This is a genomic window from Streptococcus infantis (assembly GCF_047464615.1).
Taxonomy (GTDB): domain Bacteria; phylum Bacillota; class Bacilli; order Lactobacillales; family Streptococcaceae; genus Streptococcus; species Streptococcus infantis_Y.
This window is the reverse complement of the sequence record NZ_JASHBO010000005.1, coordinates 25,661-50,073: the sequence shown is the minus strand read 5'-3', so window position 1 is coordinate 50,073 and position 24,413 is coordinate 25,661. Positions and strand designations below refer to the sequence as shown.

Annotated in this window: 14 protein-coding genes and 1 pseudogene; all 15 read left to right on the top strand. The window is 39.7% G+C overall.

From position 1 onward, the window contains the following. Positions 1-8: 8 nt before the first annotated feature. The 15 genes and pseudogenes from QM450_RS03925 (at position 9) to QM450_RS03855 (ending at position 23,887) form a co-directional block, all read left to right on the top strand. Positions 9-1,505 carry an ABC transporter permease gene (locus QM450_RS03925; protein ID WP_414319726.1) on the top strand — a complete coding sequence of 499 codons (1,497 nt, stop codon included), beginning with the start codon at positions 9-11 and terminating at the stop codon, positions 1,503-1,505. Then, positions 1,505-2,431 (top strand): oligopeptide ABC transporter permease OppC, encoded by a 927-nt coding sequence (gene oppC / locus QM450_RS03920; RefSeq protein WP_414319725.1) that lies wholly within the window; start codon positions 1,505-1,507, stop codon positions 2,429-2,431. Before QM450_RS03925 ends, oppC begins: the two co-directional genes overlap by 1 nt. A gap of 8 nt (positions 2,432-2,439) precedes the next feature. Beyond that, positions 2,440-3,507: an ABC transporter ATP-binding protein gene (locus QM450_RS03915; protein ID WP_414319724.1), complete on the top strand. Its 1,068-nt coding sequence runs from the start codon at positions 2,440-2,442 to the stop codon at positions 3,505-3,507. Positions 3,508-3,517: 10 nt separating this feature from the next. Continuing rightward, positions 3,518-4,444, top strand: a complete 927-nt coding sequence (locus QM450_RS03910) for an ATP-binding cassette domain-containing protein (RefSeq protein ID WP_414319723.1) — start codon at positions 3,518-3,520, stop codon at positions 4,442-4,444. Between the two features lie 511 nt (positions 4,445-4,955). After that, on the top strand, positions 4,956-5,936 hold the full coding sequence (locus tag QM450_RS03905) for an acetylxylan esterase (RefSeq protein ID WP_414319722.1): 981 nt from the start codon (positions 4,956-4,958) through the stop codon (positions 5,934-5,936). A gap of 671 nt (positions 5,937-6,607) precedes the next feature. Continuing rightward, a complete protein-coding gene (locus QM450_RS03900) occupies positions 6,608-9,610 on the top strand; it encodes an SIALI-17 repeat-containing surface protein (protein WP_414319721.1) in 3,003 nt (1,000 codons plus the stop codon). Between the two features lie 293 nt (positions 9,611-9,903). Beyond that, a complete protein-coding gene (locus tag QM450_RS03895) occupies positions 9,904-10,602 on the top strand; it encodes an N-acetylmannosamine-6-phosphate 2-epimerase (RefSeq protein ID WP_414319720.1) in 699 nt (232 codons plus the stop codon). Positions 10,603-10,716: 114 nt separating this feature from the next. Then, positions 10,717-12,042 carry an ABC transporter substrate-binding protein gene (locus tag QM450_RS03890; protein ID WP_414319719.1) on the top strand — a complete coding sequence of 442 codons (1,326 nt, stop codon included), beginning with the start codon at positions 10,717-10,719 and terminating at the stop codon, positions 12,040-12,042. 233 nt (positions 12,043-12,275) lie between these two features. Beyond that, positions 12,276-13,142: a carbohydrate ABC transporter permease gene (locus QM450_RS03885; protein ID WP_075227343.1), complete on the top strand. Its 867-nt coding sequence runs from the start codon at positions 12,276-12,278 to the stop codon at positions 13,140-13,142. Positions 13,143-13,157: 15 nt separating this feature from the next. Next, the gene (locus tag QM450_RS03880) at positions 13,158-14,000 is read left to right on the top strand and encodes a carbohydrate ABC transporter permease (RefSeq protein ID WP_311523629.1); all 843 of its coding nucleotides are present in this window, start codon (positions 13,158-13,160) and stop codon (positions 13,998-14,000) included. A gap of 200 nt (positions 14,001-14,200) precedes the next feature. Next, positions 14,201-14,653 (top strand): YhcH/YjgK/YiaL family protein, encoded by a 453-nt coding sequence (locus tag QM450_RS03875; protein ID WP_301559561.1) that lies wholly within the window; start codon positions 14,201-14,203, stop codon positions 14,651-14,653. Between the two features lie 20 nt (positions 14,654-14,673). Continuing rightward, positions 14,674-15,324, top strand: a complete 651-nt coding sequence (locus QM450_RS03870) for a DUF624 domain-containing protein (protein ID WP_414319718.1) — start codon at positions 14,674-14,676, stop codon at positions 15,322-15,324. Positions 15,325-15,488: 164 nt separating this feature from the next. Further along, on the top strand, positions 15,489-16,406 hold the full coding sequence (locus QM450_RS03865; RefSeq protein WP_414319717.1) for a dihydrodipicolinate synthase family protein: 918 nt from the start codon (positions 15,489-15,491) through the stop codon (positions 16,404-16,406). Between the two features lie 15 nt (positions 16,407-16,421). Further along, positions 16,422-17,306 carry an ROK family protein gene (locus QM450_RS03860; protein WP_414319716.1) on the top strand — a complete coding sequence of 295 codons (885 nt, stop codon included), beginning with the start codon at positions 16,422-16,424 and terminating at the stop codon, positions 17,304-17,306. A gap of 321 nt (positions 17,307-17,627) precedes the next feature. Further along, positions 17,628-23,887 (top strand): annotated as a pseudogene (locus QM450_RS03855) (SIALI-17 repeat-containing surface protein). The last annotated feature ends 526 nt before the right edge of the window (positions 23,888-24,413 follow it).

The window sequence follows — 24,413 nt, the reverse complement described above, 5'->3', positions numbered from 1 at the left end:
GAAATAATATGAAAAAATATGTTTTTATGCGTATCTTGCGGTCGTTGGTTTCTATTTTCTTAGTAACGACCTTGATTTACACAATCATCTATACGATGGTTCCACGGAAGTTGATCTTCAAACAAGATACTAACTATAATAAAATTGCAACAACGGCTGATAAACGTGATAACTATGAAAATACCGTCTTTGAGCGTATGGGTTATATCGAATATTACGATACGAAAGAGTTGCAGGAAAAAGCTAGTAGCATTGACTCTTCTGTTACAGTAGATGCAAATGATACAAATAAAGCAATCTATGAAAAATATATCCAACAACTTGGGAATGGTTGGACTTTAGGTGAGTTTACAGAGAGTGGTCAATTCTACGCTACACGTGAAATTCCTATTTTTGAGCGTGTGTTCAAATTCTATGCAAACTTGCTTGATATTGACCATACAAACAAGATTCAAGATCCTGAGAATCCTAACTTAGAGCGTTATTTGCGCTTTGAGAATGACCCTGCTATCGGTTGGTCTCTTGTGGGTTCAGGTACTAAACACAAATACCTCTTGTACTTCAATAGTCAGTTCCCATTTGTTCACCAAAACTTTGTCAACTTGAACCTAGGAGATTCTTATCCAACTTATGCAAATACTCCTGTTCTTCAAGTTATTACACAAGGACAAGGACAAACGAAGACTTCTGAAGTTCAATTCCCAACTGGTAAGAAAACATCATCAGTTAATATTTACTCAAGAACTTATAAATCTCCGAGTCAAGCTGATGCTCGTGAAGTAGCAAACTACGGTAAAGATGATCCGTATACAGCAACTGAAAGCAACTATCAGTACCCATCTATGATTGCAAGTTCTGCTATCACTGGTTTGATTGGTCTTGCGATTTCATATGCGATTGCGATTCCTCTTGGTTCAGCAATGGCTCGTTTCAAAAACACTTGGATCGATAGTTTCGCTACAGGGACTCTAACGTTCTTGTTGGCTCTTCCAACGATTGCCCTAGTCTATATTATTCGTTTGATTGGTTCTTCAATCGGCTTCCCAGACTCATTCCCAATCTTGGGTGCGGGTGATTGGCGTTCTTATGTCCTTCCAGCAGTGATTCTGGGCTTGCTAGGAGCACCTACTATGGCAATTTGGATTCGTCGTTATATGATTGACTTGCAATCACAAGATTTCGTTCGTTTTGCTCGTGCTAAAGGTTTGTCTGAGAAAGAGATTTCTGATAAGCACATCTTTAAAAATGCTATGGTACCACTCGTTTCTGGTATCCCAGGCTCAATTATTGGTGTTATTGGTGGAGCAACTCTTACTGAAACAGTCTTCGCCTTCCCAGGTATGGGTAAAATGTTGATCGACTCTGTAAAGGCTTCAAACAATAATATGGTAGTTGGTCTCGTCTTTATCTTCACTTGTGTTTCAATCTTCTCAAACCTTATTGGAGATATTTGGATGACCATGATTGACCCACGTATTAAATTGACAGAGAAAGGAGGCAAATAATGTCTACAATTAGTAATGAAAAATTTCAGTTTGTAAAACGTGATGATTATGCCTCTGAAGCAATTGATGCTCCTGCCTACTCATACTGGGGTTCTGTCTTTAGACAGTTTTTGAAGAAGAAATCAACAGTAATCATGCTAGGTATCTTGATTGCAGTTGTTTTGATGAGTTTCATTTACCCAATGTTCTCTGATTTTGACTTCAATGATGTAAGTAAGGTAAATGATTTTAGCGCTCGTTACATTAAGCCAAATGCTGAGCATTGGTTTGGAACAGACAGTAATGGTAAATCTCTCTTTGATGGTGTCTGGTTTGGAGCTCGTAACTCTATCTTGATTTCTGTCATTGCGACCTTTGTCAACCTTTTTATCGGTGTTATCATTGGTGGAATTTGGGGGATCTCAAAATCAGTTGACCGTATCATGATGGAAGTCTACAACGTTATTAACAATATTCCATCACTTTTGATCGTTATTGTTTTGACTTACTCTATCGGTGCAGGATTCTGGAATTTGATCTTTGCCATGAGTGTAACCACTTGGATTGGTGTTGCCTATTCAATTCGTATCCAAATGTTACGTTACCGTGATTTAGAGTACAACCTTGCTTCACGTACCTTGGGAACACCAAGTTACAAAATTATTATGAAAAACATTATGCCCCAATTGGTATCTGTTATTGTTACGAGTACGTCGCAAATGCTTCCATCTTTTATCTCATATGAAGCTTTCCTTTCATTCTTTGGACTTGGATTGCCGATCACAGTTCCTAGCTTGGGACGTTTGATTTCAGATTATTCTCAAAACGTAACAACCAATGCATACCTCTTCTGGATTCCATTGACAACTTTGGTCTTGGTATCCTTGTCCCTTTTCGTAGTAGGTCAAAACCTAGCGGATGCTAGTGATCCACGTACACATAGATAGGAGTAGAAATGACAAAAGAAAAAAATGTAATTTTGACTGCTCAAGATATTGTCGTGGAATTTGATGTTCGTGACAAGATTTTGACAGCTATTCGAGGTGTCTCCATTGATTTGATTGAGGGAGAGGTCCTCGCGTTAGTTGGGGAGTCAGGTTCAGGTAAATCAGTTTTGACAAAAACATTCACAGGAATGTTGGAAGAAAATGGTCGTATTGCACAAGGTAGTATTAATTACCGAGGACAAGATTTGACAGCCTTATCTTCTCATAAAGAATGGGAAAGTATTCGTGGTGCCAAGATTGCAACTATCTTCCAAGATCCGATGACCAGTCTAGACCCTATCAAGACAATCGGAAGTCAAATCACAGAAGTTATTGTTAAACACCAAGGTAAGACTGCTCAAGAAGCTAAAGAGATGGCAATTGACTATATGAATAAAGTTGGTATTCCAGATTCTGAGAAACGTTTTGACGAGTATCCTTTCCAATATTCTGGGGGAATGCGTCAACGTATCGTTATCGCGATTGCTCTTGCTTGTCGTCCAGACATTCTTATCTGTGATGAGCCGACAACAGCTCTTGACGTGACCATCCAAGCACAGATTATTGATTTGTTGAAGTCACTTCAACACGAATACCACTTTACAACAATCTTTATCACCCACGACCTAGGTGTCGTAGCAAGTATTGCTGATAAAGTTGCAGTTATGTATGCTGGTGAAATCGTCGAGTATGGTACTGTTGAAGAAATCTTCTACGACCCACGTCATCCATATACATGGAGCCTCTTGTCAAGCTTGCCTCAACTTGCGGATGACAAAGGTGAATTGTACTCAATCCCTGGAACACCTCCATCGCTTTATACTGAATTGAAGGGAGATGCTTTTGCTCTTCGTTCAGATTATGCTATGAAGATTGACTTCGAGGAAAAAGCACCTCAGTTTGCAGTATCTGATACTCATTGGGCTAAGACATGGTTGCTTCATGAACAAGCTCCAAAAGTTGAAAAACCATCGGTGATTGCAGATTTACACGACAAGATTCGTGAAAAGATGGGCTTTACACATCTTGAGGACTAGGAGGAAGGAAATGTCTGAAAAATTAGTAGAAATTAAAGACTTAGAAATTTCCTTCGGTGAAGGAAGCAAAAAGTTTGTCGCTGTTAAAAATGCGAACTTCTTTATCAACAAAGGAGAAACTTTCTCACTTGTTGGAGAGTCTGGTAGTGGTAAGACAACAATTGGTCGTGCTATCATCGGTCTTAATGATACCAGCAAAGGTGATATCATCTTTGAAGGTCAAAAAATTAATGGTAAAAAATCACGTGAACAAGCTTCGGAATTAATCCGTCGTATCCAAATGATTTTCCAGGACCCTGCTGCAAGTTTGAATGAACGTGCAACGGTTGACTATATCATTTCTGAAGGTCTTTATAACCACCATTTATTTAAAGATGAAGAAGAAAGAAAAGAAAAAGTTCAAAATATCATTCGTGAAGTGGGACTTTTGGCTGAACACTTGACACGTTACCCACATGAGTTTTCAGGTGGACAACGTCAACGTATCGGGATTGCCCGTGCCTTGGTTATGCAACCTGACTTCGTTATTGCGGATGAGCCGATTTCAGCTTTGGACGTTTCAGTACGTGCCCAAGTTTTGAACTTGCTCAAGAAATTCCAAAAGGAATTAGGCTTGACTTATCTCTTTATCGCCCACGATTTGTCAGTAGTTCGTTTCATCTCTGATCGTATCGCGGTAATTTATAAGGGTGTTATTGTTGAAGTGGCTGAGACTGAAGAATTGTTTAACAATCCAGTTCATCCATATACACAAGCACTTCTATCAGCTGTTCCTATTCCAGACCCAATCTTGGAACGTAAAAAAGTTTTGAAAGTCTATGATCCAGATCAACATGACTATGAAACTGATAAACCTTCTATGGTAGAAATTCGTCCAGGCCACTATGTTTGGGCAAACCAAGCAGAGTTGGAACGCTATAAAAAAGAGTTGAAATAAGAAAGAGTTTTGTAATCTTGATAGAACAATTCTATTAAGGTTATGAACCTTTTTTATTTTGTAAAAAACACTAGTTTAAAGATAGACAACTATAGTGTACTGCTCTAGATTCAATCTACTATATATACCCGAAAACATGCTAATACTCAATGAAAATCAAAGAGTAAACTAGGAAGCTAGCCGCAGGTTGCTCAAAGCACGGCTTTGAGGTTGCAGATCAGACTGACGAAGTCAGTTACATATATAATCCAAGGCGACGTTGACCTGGTTTGAAGAGATTTTCGAAGAGTATAAGACTAGTCTTCAATGACTCTTGGAGGAGAGACCAAAGAAGCTGTTATTCTTTGAAAGAGTATTGAATCTATACAGAATGGAATGGATAAAACTACTTTCAGATAAGCTTTTATGAATTTTCAAAATTAAAATCACTTTCTATTTAAAAATCTATCTTGCAAAGCCTACCTATATGTGCTAGAGTTATGGTAACGGTTACAAAATTAAGGAGAGTTTTATGAGAAATCCAGCATTAGTAGAAGAAATGAAAAATTATAAGGGAAGAGATGAAGTTCCGCAAGACTTTGACGATTTTTGGGATGGGGAGATTGAGAAGGTTTCAGTCTTGCCAGATTACCAACTAGAGGAACGTGATTTTCGTATTCCAAATGTGAAGTGTTATGAGCTAACTTTTAAGGGCACTCGGGAAGGTCTTGTTTATGCGCGCGTGGCCTTACCAAAATCAGAACAGAAAGTACCAGTTATTTTTCACTTCCATGGCTATATGGGACGTTGTTGGGATTGGACAGATATGTTAGCCTTTACAGTCGCTGGTTATGGTGTCGTATCTATGGATGTCCGTGGTCAGTCTGGTTACTCACAAGATGGGTTACGTTCGCCACTCGGAAATACAGTTAAGGGCCAAATTATTCGTGGTGCAGTAGAAGGAAAAGAGCAACTCTTCTATAAGGATGTTTATCTTGATATTTATCAATTAGTTGAGATTGTAGCTAGCTTCCCACAAGTGGATGAAGGCCAATTAGCAAGCTATGGAGCTTCTCAAGGAGGAGCGCTGGCTCTAGTGGCTGCGGGGTTAAATCCACGTATCAAGCGTACAGTTGCTATTTATCCATTCTTATCAGACTTTAGACGAGTGCTAGAGATTGGAAATACCAGCGAAGCCTATGATGAGCTTTTTCGTTACTTTAAGTTCTATGATCCATTCCATGAGACAGAAGAGCAGATTATGAAAACACTTAGCTATATCGATGTAAAAAATCTTGCCCATCGTATTAAGGGGGAAGTTCGGATGATTACTGGACTTGATGACGATGTCTGCTATCCAATCACTCAGTTTGCTATTTACAACCGTTTGGCTTGTGAAAAGAGTTATCGTATCATGCCTGAATATGCTCATGAAGCCATGAATGTTCATGTCAATGATCAAGTTTACAACTGGTTGTGTGGTAGTAAAATTCCTTTTAAATATGTGAAGTGATGAATGAGAGAGCCTAGTAGCTCTCTTTTTGTATAGAGTCTAGTCAGCAAATATAGTGGATTGAACTTAGAGTAGTACAATATAGATTCTAAAACATTTTTAGAAATTAATTTGACTTTCCTAACCTCTTTGTTCACATCTTATTTCAATCAACTATATTCTAGTTCATATATACTTTGAAATTCATACTCTTCGAAAATCTCTTCAAACAACGTCAGCTTTATCTGCAAGCTCAAAACAGTGTCTTGAGCAGCCTGCGGCTAGCTTCCTAGTTTGCTTTTTGATTTTTATTGAGTATGAGTTTTTTTCTTGACCTTGGTGTAAAACAATTCATTTTGCTATCTAGTTTGGTATAAGTTCTTTCAATACATTGAAAAGCGCCTGTGAAATGTGTTATAATTTATAAGAAAATATACAGTTTCGCTACAAATTAACATTTATATATAAGTTTATGTATAACTTAGTTTTTCTGATTAGGATAATATCTTATAAAAAACTATATTCTTGGAGATACAGTACTTAAATATCATTTGTAAAGGAACAAAATAATCTATAGCTATTTTTATTGTAAGAATCAAAATAGAGAGTGTTATGCTAATGAAAACTGTAATATTTTATTTTTTAGAATATACTTGGATAAATTAACTTTGAAAGTTAAAGTGAGGTAATGTATGTTTGTATGTTTAAAAGGTTTGGGAAAATTTCGTAAATCCAAAACTTATGGTTTAATTGGTTGCTTGACACTATCCGCAGTGATTGGCTTAGCTGCACCAGAGTTACCAGTTATTGGTGGTGAGGTTGTTTATGCTGATGTCATTCAAGGCGGTAGTGATATTCACGATGTGGACGTTCATAGTAAATCTGCAGAAGGTGTTGCTATGACTTATACCACTTATGATAGCGGAACAAGTGGAAAACAAACGGCTTCTGGTAGTGGTGTATTCGTAGCGCCAAATGTGATGGTGACAGTGGCGCATAACTACTATGATAAAAACCAAGAGGATAAGTCTGCGGTCTTACGTGGTGGAGAGTCTGCTCGTAGTTATGTTGTGATGAACTCAGAGACGGAAAAGAACAATAAAGTACCTACTTCTGGTGTATCGGAAACTCTTGAAAAAGACTCTATTCACTTGTATAACGGCAAAGACTTTGGTAAAGATTATAGCAACGACTTAGCAGTAGTGGTAACTAAAAAGCCTGTAGAAGCTATGACAGGTGGTGAGGACTCTCCAAGAGAGTTGAGTCATAAAGAGGTTTCTACTGGTGATAAAATCACTATGGTCGGCTACCCTAATGACTTTTCAACTCCGAATTTAAGTGAAGAGAATAAAGCTCGCTTGAAAGACGGTAAGGCTTATTCAGTCTCAACAACTGTGAGCAGTATCAATAAAGAGAGTGGTGCAGTCACTTATCATTCCTCAGCTTTAGGAGGTTTTTCAGGTGCTCCTTTGTTTAATGATAAGGGAGAGGTAGTCGGTATTCACCAGCACGGAACAAATACTTCAAGCGCCCCTGAGAGTGAGCGTATTGGCGGTGGTACTATCTTTACAGAAAAGCACAGAGCTTGGATTCGTTCTATGATTGATAAATATGGTATAAAGGGTTGGTATATAGATGGTGCAAACCGTTACTACTATGATGAAAATCATATAGCTTTAAAAGATGTAGAGTCTGAGATTGACGGTGCTTTGTATAGTTTTGATGAAAAAGGTCGAGCTACTTTAGTAAAAGGTGAAGAAAAAGGTCGTGTTCTACTTCGAGTGGAAGATACTAAAGGAACTCGTTTGATTTCAGATAAGGTTGTTCAGGAAGGTCCTGTTGGAAGTGGTTTGAATTTTCATTTAAAACAAAATCCAGACTTCAAACAGTTAATAGCAACTTCCCCAACAGCTAAAGTGGTATCCTATAACGGAGTGCCAATTAACAAACTAGCAAGTGATACTACTTGGTCTGATGAATATGTCAGTAAGTTAGCTTTAGGAGATACAATTATAAGAGCGATAGTAGATTCGGTAACTCCTCCATCTACGTCTTCTTCGGATTTTGCAAGAACTGAAGTTGGTAAAGTCGATTTGAGTGGTAAATCGAACTTACCTGTTCCTAGTAAAGAGGTATTACAAGCTCCGAATGGTTCAGAGAATTTCTATGCTACAACGCACATTCAAACGCCAGATGGGTCGGGGTCAGGTACTTTAATTGCACCCAATTTGGTGTTAACAGTAGCTCATAATTTTTTAACAGTTAAAGGTTCTGAGGTAGTTACTAAATCTGGTCGCACCAATACAGTGTATAAAGCAACTTTACCGAATGGGTTGTCTGTGAATTTTTCAGATGATGATATTGTTTATTGGAATAAGAAAGATTCAGTATTTGGATTTAAAAATGACTTAGCTTTGGTTCGGTTAAAAGAAGCAGTAAAAGGAGTAACTCCTGTAGAGGTTGTAAAACAATCTTCGAAAGTTGCAGAGGGGGATTCAGTTTCGGTCTATGGTTTTCCAGATAACAAGCTAAGTCCAGTTTTAGATAGCAAAGTAGTAGGAACTACAGACTTCGGTTCTGGAATAGAGGGAATTAGCTATGGAGGTACGAAACCTGGAGCATCTGGTGGTGGTCTTTATAATGATAAAGGTGCTTTAATTGGCGTTCACCAAAATGGTGTTGTAGGAAGCCGCAGTGGTGGTTTGGTTTTATCAAAAGAGCAGCTGGATTGGGTTCGTTCTTATATTGAGGGTCAACCAGAAGATCCTGTCTATGTGGAAGATAAAGAAGTGGAACCTTCTAAGAAGGATTCGGATAAGGATTTAGCTGGGAAATTAGATCCAAAAAAAGATAGTGGAAAAGAAGATTCTGGTATTTTAGGTACATCTGGTGACTTTGCAGCTCCTACAGTAGCTAAGCCAGAGTTTAAAGGTGGAGTTAACGGAGGCAACTCACTTGCTACAGAAGTTCCAGAGTATACGGGTGTATTATCAACCTCAGGAGAAGAATCGGCCCCAACAGTTGAACAGCATGACTTTACAGGCGGAGTTAACGGAGGCGACTCACTTGTTACAGAAGTTCCAGAGTATAGCGGTGTTCTATCCACATTAGGTGATTCTCCAGCCCCTACAGTAGCTAAGCCAGAGTTTAAAGGTGGAGTTAACGGAGGCGACTCACTTATTACAGAAGTTCCAGAGTATAGCGGTGTTCTATCTACATTAGGTGATTCTCCAGCTCCTACCGTAGCTAAGCCAGAGTTTAGAGGCGGGGTCAATGGTTCGGATGCTGAGATTCATCATCTTTCAGACTTTACAGGCGGAGTGAATGGTGCGGATGCTGAGATTCATCACCTTCCAGACTTCACAGGCGGAGTTAATGGAAGCGAAGCAGCTGTTAACGAAGTACCAGAATTTGTAGGTGGAGTCAATGGTGAGGAAGCTGCAGTAGCCGATGTTCCAGAATTTGCAGGTGGAGTCAATGGTAGTGAAGCAGCCGTACAAGAAGTACCGGAGTTCACAAGTCAGCAGTCTATTGTATCTCAGGCTACGGCACAAGATAAGACCTATCAAGCACCTGCAGTTCGTCAAGATGTTCTTCCTAAGACAGGAAATGAAAATGCCACCGCCCTTGCATCTGTAGGACTTGTGGGGATGCTCCTTGGTATGTTTGCTTTAGGGAAGAGAAAAGAAGATTAGTCAAATCGTTGAAAGTGAAGGTTTCCTTAGTGAAACTAGATCTTAGCTAGAAAGGGTCGTAACGGAAATTTGTTACGGCCTTTTTCTTTTATGTTTGCTAGAAAAAAAGGCTGGTTTTAAGATTTAAGAGGTGTTGGGATAGATGTTAGGCCCCTGAAACTACTTTCAGAAGAAACTGTTGCATAAAATTGTTTTGAAACTCCAATCTATTCTAGCACAAGTTGTTGAAAGCGCTTTAATAATAAGCTATAATAGTCACATAAACACAAAGGAAAAGAAAAGGAGGAAAGTAGATGCCACAAATTAGTAAAGAAGCCTTGATTGAACAAATCAAAGATGGAATCATCGTTTCTTGTCAGGCACTTCCTCATGAACCGCTCTACACAGAAGCGGGAGGAGTTATCCCCTTGTTGGTGAAAGCAGCTGAACAAGGTGGTGCAGTCGGTATCCGAGCAAACAGTGTTCGAGATATTAAGGAGATTAAAGAGGTCACTAAACTTCCGATTATCGGGATTATCAAGCGGGACTATCCACCACAGGAACCATTCATCACAGCGACTATGAGAGAGGTAGATGAACTAGCAGCTCTTGACATCGAAGTCATTGCTCTTGACTGTACCAAACGTGAACGTCATGATGGCTTAGAAATCCAAGAATTTATCCGTCAGATCAAAGAAAAATATCCAAATCAACTCTTGATGGCTGATACAAGTACCTTTGAGGAAGGTCTAACAGCAGTTGAAGCGGGAATTGACTTTGTCGGAACAACCTTATCAGGTTACACTTCTTACAGTCCAAAAGTGGATGGCCCAGACTTTGAACTCATCAAGAAACTCTGTGATGCAGGGGTGGACGTCATCGCTGAAGGAAAAATTCACACACCAGAACAAGCTAAGCAAATCCTAGGTTACGGAGTGCGAGGTATCGTAGTTGGTGGCGCTATTACTAGACCAAAAGAGATTACGGAACGATTTGTTGTGGGTCTTAAATAACACAATATAAAAAACGAGGAGAGTGGTTGATTAGTAGGAAAAAATGAAAACGTATACAAAGTCGACATTGCTCATTATCCAATATGGATACGCTTATCAATTAGGAGAATACAAATGAAATTTAGAAAACTAGCTTGTACAGTACTTGCGGGTGCTGCGGTTCTATCACTTGCTGCTTGTGGCAAATCAGACGCTAACAAAGATGCTGCCAAATCAGGCGATGCAGCAGCAACAACAGAAATTACTTGGTGGGCATTCCCGGTATTTACTCAAGAAAAATCTGGTGACGGTGTTGGAACTTATGAAAAATCTATCATCGAAGCTTTCGAAAAAGCAAATCCAGATATCAAAGTTAAATTAGAAACAATCGACTTCAAATCTGGACCAGAAAAAATCACAACAGCTATCGAAGCTGGTACAGCTCCAGATGTACTTTTCGATGCACCAGGTCGTATCATCAATTACGGTAAAAATGGTAAATTGGCTGAGTTGAATGACCTCTTTACAGATGAATTTGTGAAAGATGTTAACAACGAAAACATCGTACAAGCAAGTAAAGCTGGTGACAAAGCATACATGTATCCAATCAGTTCTGCACCATTCTACATGGCTATGAACAAGAAAATGTTGGAAGATGCTGGTGTAGCTAACCTTGTTAAAGAAGGTTGGACAACTGATGATTTTGAAAAAGTCTTGAAAGCACTTAAAGATAAAGGATACACTCCAGGTTCATTGTTCAGTTCTGGTCAAGGGGGAGACCAAGGAACACGTGCCTTCATCGCTAACCTTTACGGCGGTTCTGTAACTGATAAAGAAGTAACTAAATACACAACTGACGATCCTAAATTCGTTAAAGGTCTTGAAAAAGCAGCTAGCTGGATCAAAGATGGTTTGTTGAATAACGGTTCACAATTTGACGGTGGAGCAGACATCCAAAACTTTGCAAACGGTCAAACTTCATACACAATCCTTTGGGCACCAGCTCAAAACGGTATCCAAGCTAAACTTTTGGAAGCAAGTAAAGTTGAAGTGGTAGAAGTTCCATTCCCATCTGATTCTGGCAAACCAGCTCTTGAATACCTTGTAAACGGATTTGCAGTATTTAACAACAAAGATGAAAAGAAAGTTGCTGCAGCTAAGAAATTCATCCAATTCATCGCTGATGATAAAGAGTGGGGTCCTAAAGACGTAGTTCGTACAGGAGCATTCCCAGTTCGTACTTCATTTGGAAAACTTTACGATGACAAACGTATGGAAACAATCAGTGGTTGGACTCAATACTACTCACCATATTACAACACAATCGACGGATTTGCTGAAATGAGAACACTTTGGTTCCCAATGTTGCAAGCTGTATCAAATGGTGACGAACAACCTGCTGCAGCATTGAAAGCATTCACTGAAAAAGCGAATGAAACAATCAAAAAAGCAGCTAAATAATAAGCCCTAAATAAAAACTGAGTTCCCCCCTTTTCCCTGAGCATATCTGTGTATGAAAAGGGGGACTTTTGTTTGAAATAGAAGCAACTGACAGGTCAAAATTAAAATGAAGTTTTTACATTGACGAATCTTAGAAAAATTTCATTTTGATTTTAGATCAGGGTCAGATAACAGTCAAAAAAACAAAACTATGTGAAAGTGAGGTGCCAACTGTGAAAATCAATAAAATTCGCATGCGGGAAACTATTATTTCCTACGCATTCCTAGCACCAGTATTAATCTTCTTTACCGTCTTCGTTTTAGCTCCAATGATCATGGGCTTCATCACAAGTTTCTTCAACTATTCGATGACTAGCTTTGAGTTTGTGGGCTTGGACAACTACATTCGTATGTTTAAAGACCCTGTCTTTACAAAATCTTTGATTAATACCGTAATCTTGGTTATCGGGTCTGTACCAGTCGTTGTACTCTTCTCGCTCTTTGTAGCATCACAAACTTACCAACAAAATGCCATCGCTAGATCTTTCTACCGTTTCGTCTTCTTCCTTCCTGTAGTAACAGGTAGTGTTGCCGTAACAGTAGTATGGAAATGGATCTACGATCCACTATCAGGTATTTTGAACTTCGTGCTTAAGTCAAGCCACATCATCAGCCAAAACATTTCTTGGTTGGGAGATAAAAACTGGGCTTTGATGGCGATTATGATTATCCTTTTGACAACATCAGTTGGTCAACCAATCATTCTTTACATCGCTGCAATGGGTAATATTGATAACTCACTTGTAGAAGCAGCGCGTGTTGACGGTGCGACTGAGTTCCAAGTATTCTGGAAGATTAAATGGCCAAGCCTCCTTCCAACAACTCTCTATATCGCAATCATCACAACTATCAACTCATTCCAATGTTTCGCCTTGATTCAGTTGTTGACATCTGGTGGTCCAAACTACTCAACAAGTACGCTTATGTACTACCTCTACGAAAAAGCCTTCCAATTGACTGAATATGGCTATGCTAACACTATCGGTGTATTCTTGGCAGTTATGATTGCCCTTGTCAGCTTCGCTCAATTCAAGATCCTCGGAAACGATGTAGAATACTAAGGAAAGGAGACAGCTATGAAACCTACACAACAAAAGAAACCATTAACAGCCTTTACTGTTATTTCAACAATCATTTTGCTCTTGTTGACTGTACTGTTTATCTTCCCATTCTACTGGATCTTGACAGGTGCATTCAAATCACAACCTGATACCATTATGATTCCACCACAATGGTTCCCTAAAGCTCCAACAATGGAGAACTTCCAACAATTGATGGTGCAAAACCCAGCCTTGCAATGGATGTGGAACTCAGTGTTCATTTCTTTAGTAACGATGTTCTTGGTTTGTGCAACCTCTTCACTAGCAGGTTATGTATTGGCTAAGAAACGTTTCTATGGACAACGCATTCTCTTTGCAATCTTTATCGCTGCCATGGCTCTTCCAAAACAAGTTGTTCTTGTGCCATTGGTACGTATCGTCAACTTCATGGGAATCCATGACACTCTTTGGGCAGTTATCTTGCCTTTGATTGGATGGCCATTTGGGGTCTTCCTTATGAAACAGTTCAGTGAGAACATTCCGACAGAATTGCTCGAATCTGCTAAAATCGATGGATGTGGTGAAATTCGTACCTTCTGGAGCGTAGCCTTTCCTATTGTAAAACCAGGATTTGCAGCTCTTGCAATCTTTACCTTCATCAATACTTGGAATGACTACTTCATGCAATTGGTAATGTTGACTTCACGTCAAAACTTGACCATCTCACTTGGGGTTGCAACTATGCAGGCCGAGATGGCAACAAACTATGGTTTGATCATGGCAGGGGCTGCCCTTGCAGCTGTGCCAATCGTAACAGTCTTTCTTGTCTTCCAAAAATCCTTCACTCAAGGGATTACTATGGGAGCTGTCAAAGGATAGTACTCTACGAAGATTGAATATAGTACAATTTGTTTATCAATATGCAGAAGTATAGTTGATAGACTAAGAAAATACAGGATATATAAGTGTCTACAAAATGGAGAGGAGTTGCTTACTTCATGAAGTTTTGTTAGACACTTATAAACTTACTGGCTAGACATCGTATGTCTGAAGGTAACAATCAGGTAAAGGAAATTACTATGATTTTTGATGATTTAAAAAACATTAGCTTTTACAAGGGAATTCATCCTAATCTAGATAAGGCCATTGATTATCTCTATGAGCATCGTAAAGATAGTTTTGAATTAGGCAAATACGAGATTGATGGAGATAAGGTCTTTCTAGTTGTACAGGAAAATGTTCTCAACCAAGATGAAAATGATCGCTTTGAGCATCATAAAAACTATGCAGATTTGCATTTGTTGGTTGAAGGTCATGAGTATTCAAGCTATGGTTCCCGTGTTAAAGACGAGGCAGTAGCTTTTGACGAGGCTAGCGATATCGGCTTTGTTCATTGTCACGAACAATACCCACTCTTGTTGGGTTATCACAATTTTGCAGTCTTTTTCCCAGGTGAACCTCATCAACCTAATGGTTATGCAGGTATGGAAGATAAAGTTCGCAAATACTTATTTAAAATTTTAATCGATTAGTCAGTTAGGAGGAGCAAACAATGGCACATAAAGGATCTGGATTGATAAAAGCGGCATTTGATACGGATAACTTTCTGATGCGTTTTTGCGAGAAGGTTTTAGATATTGTGACGGTTAACCTGCTCTTTGTTGTGTCTTGTTTGCCTATTGTGACGATTGGAGTAGCAAAGATCAGTCTCTATCAGACAATTTTCGAAGTTAAGACTAGCCGACGGGTGCCTGTTTTTAAAACTTATATGAGAGCCTTCAAGCAAAATTTGAAATTAGGTCTCCAGTTAGGTTTGTTGGAACTAGGAATTTTTCTGATTAGCGTGGTTGACTTATCTTTATTCTGGGGGCAAACCAGTCTAGGCTTCCAGCTAATTAAGGCCATTTGCTTGGGAATACTGATATTTTTAACCCTAGTGATGTTGGCTAGTTATCCAATTGCAGCACGCTATGACTTGACTTGGAAAGAAGTTCTTCAAAAGGGGTTGCTCCTGGTCAGCTTTAACTTCGTGTGGTTCTTCTTGATGCTTGCGATTATTTTATTAATCATGATGCTTCTCTATCTATCAGGCTTTACTCTAGTGCTCGGTGGATCAGCATTTCTACTCTTTGGCTTTGGTCTTCTTGCCTTTTGCCAGGCTGGATTAATGGAAAAATTGTTTGCTAAATATCAAGCAGATTGAAAATGATATGAAACTACTTTCAAACATGAAAAGCTATGGGAGATGAATAGAAATTAAAATCTAAGTGGCTTGGATGTATTGAAAGCGTTTTTCACAAGGTGTATACTAAAATAGTAAAAAATCATCTGCCCAGAGCAGAAAATAAGAAATCTTAGGAGAAATCTATGTCAGATTTAAAAAAATATGAAGGTGTCATTCCTGCCTTCTACGCATGTTATGATGATGCGGGCGAAGTAAGCCCAGAACGTACTCGTGCTTTGGTGCAATACTTTATTGATAAAGGTGTTCAAGGACTTTATGTCAACGGTTCTTCAGGTGAATGTATCTACCAAAGCGTAGAAGACCGTAAATTGATCTTGGAAGAAGTCATGGCAGTTGCTAAAGGTAAATTGACCATTATTGCTCACGTGGCTTGCAACAATACTAAAGACAGTATCGAACTTGCTCGTCATGCAGAAAGCTTGGGAGTAGATGCTATTGCAACAATCCCACCAATTTACTTCCGTTTGCCTGAATACTCAGTAGCAAAATACTGGAAAGACATCAGTGCAGCAGCACCAAACACAGACTATGTTATCTATAACATTCCTCAATTGGCAGGTGTTGCTTTGACTCCAAGTCTTTACACAGAAATGTTGAAGAACCCACGTGTTATCGGTGTGAAGAACTCTTCAATGCCAGTTCAAGATATCCAAACTTTTGTAAGTCTTGGTGGTGATGATCATATTGTCTTTAATGGTCCAGATGAACAATTCCTAGGTGGACGTCTCATGGGTGCAAAAGCTGGTATCGGTGGTACTTATGGTGCTATGCCAGAACTCTTCTTGAAACTCAACCAATTGATTGCAGATAAAGACCTAGAAACAGCGCGTGAATTGCAATATGCAATCAACGCTATCATTGGTAAATTGACTGCTGCACATGGAAATATGTACGGCGTTATCAAAGAAGTCTTGAAAATCAATGAAGGACTTAATATCGGATCAGTTCGTTCTCCACTTACACCAGTGACCGAAGAAGATCGTCCAGTTGTAGAAGCAGCTGCTCAATTGATTCGTGAAACTAAGGAGCGTTTCCTCTAATCAATAGGAGGCTTTATGACTAATTACGTTGCAATTGATATTGGCGGAACTAATATCAAATATGGTTTGATTGACCAAGATGGACAACTGGTAGAGTCTCACGAAGTAGCAACTGAGGCTCAAAAGGGTGGTCCACACATCTTACAAAAAACAAAAGACATTGTAGCTAGCTATCTCGAAAAAGGTCCAGTGGCAGGTGTGGCTATTTCTTCTGCAGGAATGGTGGATCCTGATAAGGGTGAGATTTTCTATGCTGGTCCACAGATCCCAAACTATGCAGGGACTCAATTTAAAAAAGAAATTGAAGAAAGTTTCCAAGTTCCTTGTGAAATTGAAAATGATGTCAACTGTGCAGGGCTAGCAGAAGCTGTTTCTGGTTCTGGAAAAGGTGCAGGAATAACGCTTTGTTTGACCATCGGAACAGGTATCGGCGGTTGCTTAATCATTGACGGCCAGATTTTCCATGGATTTAGTAATTCTGCCTGTGAAGTTGGCTATATGCATATGCAAGATGGGGCTTTCCAAGATTTAGCTTCTACAACTGCCTTGGTTGAGTATGTAGCTAAGGCTCATGGTGAAGAAGTAGCCCATTGGAATGGTCGTAGAATTTTCAAAGAAGCTACAGAAGGCAATAAACTCTGTATGGAGGGAATTGACCGTATGGTAGACTATCTTGGGAAAGGTCTTGCTAACATTTGTTATGTTGCCAATCCAGAGGTTGTTATACTAGGTGGTGGTATTATGGGGCAGGAAGCGATTTTGAAACCGAAAATTCGTACAGCTCTGAAAGATGCGCTTGTTCCAAGTTTAGCGGAAAAAACAAGATTAGAGTTTGCGCGTCATCAAAATACTGCGGGTATGCTTGGAGCTTACTATCACTTCAAAACAAAACAATCCTAAGTTGGCCTTGCCAATTTAGGATTTTTTAGTCATAAACAGTAAAATGATCATTTAGTAAAAATCTAGTTAAAACTTTGAAAACCCTTGCATTTTTTAATATAACATAGTATATTTATAATAATGCGAAAACTCTAGAAAAATTCTTGCTAATGAAAGCATTATTTTATTTTTTGAAAATGTAAGCGATTTCCTAATGAAGACTTGCCCCAAAATAAATAGCTTAGGAGCAGAGTTTTAAGCTAGGGAATCAAACAAAAAATGTCGCCAGATAACACTGGGCTCGGGCAGTAGCTGACTGCTCTAGAAGATTAGGAGTATTTGATGAAACAATATTTTTTAGAAAAAGGTAGAATATTTAGTATTCGTAAACTGACTGTTGGTGTTGCTTCTGTAGCAGTCGGTCTTGCTTTTTTGCATCTGGTAATGTTGCGGCTAGTGAACTTGTGACGGAACCAAAACTTGAAGTAGATAGTCAAGCAAAAGAAGTAGTAGATGTAGATCATAAAAAAGAAGAAGCAGTCAAAGAAGAAGTAACTGAAAAAACAGAACCTGCTGTCGAGAAGGTGGCAGAGGAAGGAAAAACTGCTGAAGTGGCTAGTGATTTACTCCCTGAAGAAATTCCTGACCGTGCTTATCCTGATACACCAGTGAAAAAACTGGACACTTCAGCCATTGTTTCAGAGAAAGAAAGTCCACAAGTAGAGACTAAGAGCATCTTGAAACCTACAGAAGTAGCTCCAACTGAAGGCGAAAAAGAAAATAGAGCCATTATCAATGGTGGCCAAGATCTGAAACGTATTAATTATGAAGGCCAGCCAGCTACATCAGCAGCGATGGTTTATACAATTTTCAGTTCACCTCTAGCAGGTGGTGGAACTCAGCGTTACCTCAATTCTGGATCTGGTATCTTTGTCGCTCCAAATATCATGTTGACAGTGGCTCATAATTTCTTGAAGAAGGATTCCGAAACCAATACTGGTAATATCTTAGGTGGTGATACTGCTAAGTTCTATTACAATGTCGGCTCTAATACTCCAAAAGAAAGATCTCTACCAACTTCAGGAAAAACTGTTTTGTTCCAAGAAAAGGACATCCATTTCTGGAATAAAGAAAAGTTTGGTGAAGGGTACAAAAATGACCTAGCCTTGGTTGTTGCACCAGTTCCAGTACAGATTGCAAGCCCAAATAAGGCTGCAACCTTTACTCCTTTAGCTGAATACCGTACCTATAACCCTGGTGAGCCAGTTAGCACGATCGGCTACCCAACAGATTCTACTTCTCCAGAATTGAAAGAACCAATTGTTCCAGGTCAATTGTATAAGGCTGATGGTGTTGTTAAAGGTACTGAAAAGTATGATGATAAGGGAACAGTTGGTGTCACTTATCGTTTGACTTCTGTATCAGGTCTTTCAGGTGGTGGGATTATCAACGGTGATGGTAAGGTCATTGGGATCCACCAACGTGGAACTGTCGATAATGCGAACATTGCTGAAAAAGACCGTTTTGGAGGAGGGCTTGTCCTCTCACCAGAACAATTGGCATGGGTCAAAGAAATCATTGATAAATACGGTGTTAAAGGCTGGTATCAAGGCGATAACGGCAATCGTTATTACTTCACTCCAGAGGGAGAAATGCTTCGAAATAAGACAGCTGTTATTGGTGAAAACAAATATTCCTTCGATGAAAGTGGTGTTGCAACTCTCCTTGAAGGTGTTGACTATGGACGAGTTGTTGTTGAACACTTAGATCAAAATGATAATCCAGTCAAAGAAAACGATACTTTTGTTGAAAAGACGGAAGTTGGAACTCAGTTCGACTATAACTATAAAACAGAAATTGAAAAGACTGACTTCTTCAAGAAGAATAAAGAAAAATATGAGATTGTATCGATTGACGGCAAAACTGTCAATAAGCAACTAAAAGACGCTTGGGAAGATGATTATAGCGTTGTGAGCAAGGCTCCTGCAGGAACTCGCGTTATCAAGGTTGTTTATAAGGTCAATAAAGGTTCCTTTGACGTTCATTATCGTTTGAAAGGTACCGACCAAGAATTAGCAACTGCGACTGTGGATAATAACGATGGTAAAGAATATGAAGTTTCCTTTGTTCACAGATTTCAAGCCAAAGACATTGCAGGCTACCGTGCAGTCAATGCAAGCCAAGAAGCAACAATCCAACATAAAGGAGTGAACCAAGTTATTTTTGAATACGAAAAGATTGAAGATCCAAAACCAGTAACTCCTGCAACTCCAGTAGTGGATCCAAAAGACGAAGAAACAGAAATTGGAAACTATGGACCACTACCAAGTAAGGCCCAGTTGGACTACCACAAGGAAGAATTAGCTGCCTTCATCCACTATGGTATGAATACCTATACTAACTCTGAGTGGGGAAATGGTAGAGAAAATCCTCAAAACTTTAACCCGACAAACCTTGATACAGACCAGTGGATTAAGACCTTGAAGGATGCTGGGTTCAAACGAACAATCATGGTTGTCAAACACCATGACGGTTTTGTGATTTATCCATCTAAATACACAGACCATACGGTAGCTGCAAGTCCATGGAAAGACGGTAAGGGAGACCTTCTCGAAGAAATCTCTAAATCAGCAACGAAATATGACATGAATATGGGTGTTTACCTATCACCATGGGATGCAAATAACCCTAAATATCATGTTTCAACTGAAAAAGAGTATAACGAATACTATCTCAACCAACTCAAGGAAATCCTTGGCAATCCTAAATACGGAAATAAGGGTAAATTTATCGAAGTGTGGATGGATGGTGCGCGTGGTAGCGGAGCTCAAAAAGTAACCTACACCTTTGACGAGTGGTTCAAGTACATCAAGGAAGCTGAAGGAGATATCGCTATCTTCTCTGCTCAACCAACAAGTGTCCGTTGGATCGGTAATGAACGTGGTATCGCTGGAGATCCAGTTTGGCATAAGGTTAAGAAAGCTAAGATCACTGACTATGTGAAGAATGAATATCTCAATCATGGAGACCCAGAAGGAGATGTGTACTCTGTCGGTGAAGCAGACGTTTCTATCCGTTCAGGTTGGTTCTACCATGACAATCAACAACCAAAATCAATCAAAGATTTGATGGATATCTACTTCAAGTCTGTTGGTCGTGGAACGCCACTTCTACTCAACATTCCACCAAATAAAGAAGGTAAATTTGCAGATGCAGACGTCGCTCGCTTGAAAGAATTCCGAGCAACCTTGGATCAAATGTATGCAACTGACTTCGCTAAGGGAGCAACTGTAACTGCAAGCTCTACTCGTAAGAATCACTTGTACCAAGCAAGCAACCTAACCGATGGTAAGGATGATACTAGTTGGGCATTGTCAAATGATGCCAAGACAGGTGAATTTACTGTTGATCTCGGTCAAAAGAGACGCTTTGACGTAGTCGAACTCAAAGAAGATATCGCTAAAGGTCAACGCATCTCAGGATTTAAGGTTGAAGTTGAACTCAATGGCCGTTGGGTACCATACGGTGAAGGCTCAACTGTTGGTTATCGTCGCCTAATCCAAGGTCAACCAGTAGAAGCCCAAAAGATTCGTGTGACTATCACGAATTCACAAGCAACCCCTATTTTGACAAACTTCTCTGTTTATAAGACACCAAGTAGTATCGAAAAAACAGATGGCTATCCTCTAGGCTTGGATTACCATTCAAATACAACAGCTGATAAAGCAAATACAACCTGGTATGACGAATCTGAAGGCGTTCGTGGAACATCCATGTGGACCAATCAAAAAGATGCTAGCGTAACCTACCGTTTCAATGGAACTAAGGCTTATGTCGTATCTACAGTTGATCCAAATCACGGTGAAATGTCAGTTTATGTGGATGGTCAAAAGGTTGCAGACGTACAAACTAATAATGCGGCTCGTAAACGTAGCCAGATGGTTTATGAAACAGATGACTTGGCTCCAGGTGAACACACCATCAAACTCGTCAACAAAACTGGCAAAGCTATTGCAACTGAAGGTATTTACACGCTCAATAATGCTGGTAAAGGTATGTTTGAGTTGAAAGAAACTACCTATGAAGTTCAAAAAGGCCAACCAGTTACTGTAACCATTAAACGTGTTGGTGGTAGCAAAGGAGCTGCAACAGTCCATGTCGTGACTGAACCAGGAACAGGGGTTCACGGTAAGGTTTATAAGGATACAACAGCTGATTTGACCTTCCAAGAAGGTGAAACAGAAAAGACTTTGACAATTCCAACAATTGACTTTACGGAGCAAGCTGACTCTATCTTTGACTTCAAAGTGAAAATGACGAGTGCTTCAGATGAAGCTTTGCTTGGCTTTGCTTCAGAAGCAACGATTCGAGTGATGAAAGCTGAATTGCTTCAAAAAGATCAAGTCAGTCATGATGATCAGGCCAGTCAACTTGACTATAGCCCAGGTTGGCACCATGAAACCAATTCATCAGGTAAATACCAAAACACTGAGTCTTGGGCGTCATTTGGTCGTTTAACAGAAGAGCAAAAGAAAAATGCTAGTGTAACAGCCTACTTCTACGGTACAGGTTTAGAAATTAAAGGTTTTGTAGACCCAGGTCATGGTATCTACAAGGTGACGTTAGACGGTAGAAGAGTCGAGTATCAAGATGGTCTAGGTAATGCGTCTGAATACAACGGTAAGAAGTACTTCAGTGGTACAGCTGCCACACGTCAAGGTGATCAGACTCTCGTTCGTTTGACAGGACTTGAAGAAGGTTGGTATGCTGTAACCTTGCAATTGGATCCAAAACGTAATGATACTACGAAAAATATTGGTATCCAAGTTGACCAGTTTATCACTCATGGAGAAGATAGTGCTCTTTATACCAAAGAAGAGTTGCTTCAAGCTATGAAGAACTGGAAGGATGAATTGGATAAATTTGACTAAACAAGCTTGAAGAACACTCCAGAGGCGCGTCAAGCCTTCAAGTCAAACTTGGACAAATTATCAGAGCAACTTTCAGCAAGCGATGCTAAACCACAAGAAGTTCTCAAAACAGCAACAGCCTTGCAAACGATCCTTGATAAGGAAGAAAACTACGGTGTCGAAGAAACACCAGCCCAACCAGAAGAGCCAAACTATGATAAGGCTATGGCAAGTCTGGCAGAGGCCATCCAAAACAAGAGCAAGGAACTAGGTGATGATAAGGAAGCTAAGAAGAAACTAGTTGAGTTATCAGAGCAAGCTCTTACTGCTATTGAGGCAGCTAAGACTCAGGATGCGGTAGACAAAGCCTTGCAAGCAGCTCTAACTTCTATCAACCAACTTCAAGCGACTCCAAAAGAGGAACCAAAACCAGAGCAACCAGCCCAACCAGAAGAGCCTAAGATTGACTATGATAAGGCCATGGCAAGTTTGGCAGAGGCTATTCAAAACAAGACTAAGGAACTAGGTGATGATAAGGAAGCTAAGAAGAAACTAGTTGAGTTGTCCGAGCAAGCAATCGCAGCGATTGAAGCAGCTAAGACACAGGATGCAGTAGACAAAGCCTTGCAAGCAGCTCTAACTTCCATCAATCAGCTTCAAGCGACTCCGAAAGAGGAAGTAAAACATTCAAATCTTCCGACTGAAGGAGATAAGGTCTTAGTTCAAACGCAACCAAGCCTTGAAGTAACGACAGAATCAATCGCCTTTAATACTGTTCGTCGTGAGAATGCCTTCTTAGCCAAAGGCAAGGAACAAGTTGTTTCAGAGGGCAAAGCAGGTCAAGTAACGACTTATATAGAAGTAGATGGAGACACACGTAAGACAGTTAAGGTTGAACGTGAAGAAGCTCAAGATCGTGTCATCGAAGTTGGTACTTTTGAAGGAACATCTGCACCAGCTGATGGTGTTAAAGAATTGAGCTTTAGTCAGCCAAGCCTTGAAGTTGTTGAAGAAGCTCTCGGATTTAAGACAGTGAAGCAAGATGATCCAACACTTCCAGAAGGTGAAACTCGAGTAGCTCAGGCTGGTCGTAAAGGTAAAGAACGCGTCAGCATAGAAGTAGCATTGGATGGAAGTCGTACTGAAAAACTTCGCGAAGTTGTGGAAGCACCGCGAGATGAGATTGTGCTAGTCGGAACTAAGAAAGTTGAATCAGGTAAAACAGATCCAGCAATCCATGAAGTAGCAGAGTTCACAGGTGGTGTCAATGGAACAGAAGCAGCTAGTCATGAACTTCATGAGTTTACTGGCGGTGTCAATGGAGCAGAAGCGGCTATCCATGATGTTCCAGAGTTTACTGGTAATGTCAATGGTTCAGAAGCGGCTAGTCATGAACTTCCAGAGTTTACTGGTGGAGTAAATGGAACAGAAGCAGCTATCCATGATGTTCCAGAGTTCACAGGTGGTGTCAATGGAGCAGAGGCAACTGTCCATGAGCTCCCAGAATACAAGGATGAGCAGTCACATGTAGCTCAGGCTATGTCACAAGAAAAGACTTATCAAGCACCTGCAAATCGTCAAGACATTCTCCCTGAAACAGGAGCAAAAGAAACTGCTACCCTTGCAAGCTTGGGAGCTGTAGGAGCACTTCTTGGCTTAGCTGCAATGGGAAAGAAAAAAGAAGACGAATAGAATTTGTCAAACTCAAGAAACACTTTTGAGAAAGTATAGATTTTGTGGGAAGTTATTGCAGAATAGTAGCATTGTTTAAAGAAACTGCTGTAATAACTGTCCAAACTTCAGAGATTGAAACCAATAACTAATCTCAATTATAAAAAGCGAGCAAAACGAGTTTTCTGAGAGTCAGAATTCAGTCTTGTTCGCTTTTTTATAGTTGATTGAAATAAGATATGAACAAAAGAGATTAGGAAAGTCAAATCAATTTCTAAAAATGTTTTAGAATCCGTACTGTACTATTCTAAGTTCAATCTGCTATATATCAAGAATTAGGTGTAGAATTTTATGTTCATAAGTCATCAGTTATAGGACTTGAGCAAACTAATACTCAATGAAAATCAAAGAACAAACTAGGAAGCTAGCTGCAGGTTGCTCAAAGCACAGCTTTGAGGTTGCAGATAAAGCTGACGTGGTTTGAAGAGATTTTCGAAGAGTATAAAAACCAGCGACTTTAATCGCTGGTTACTCATATGATTATTCA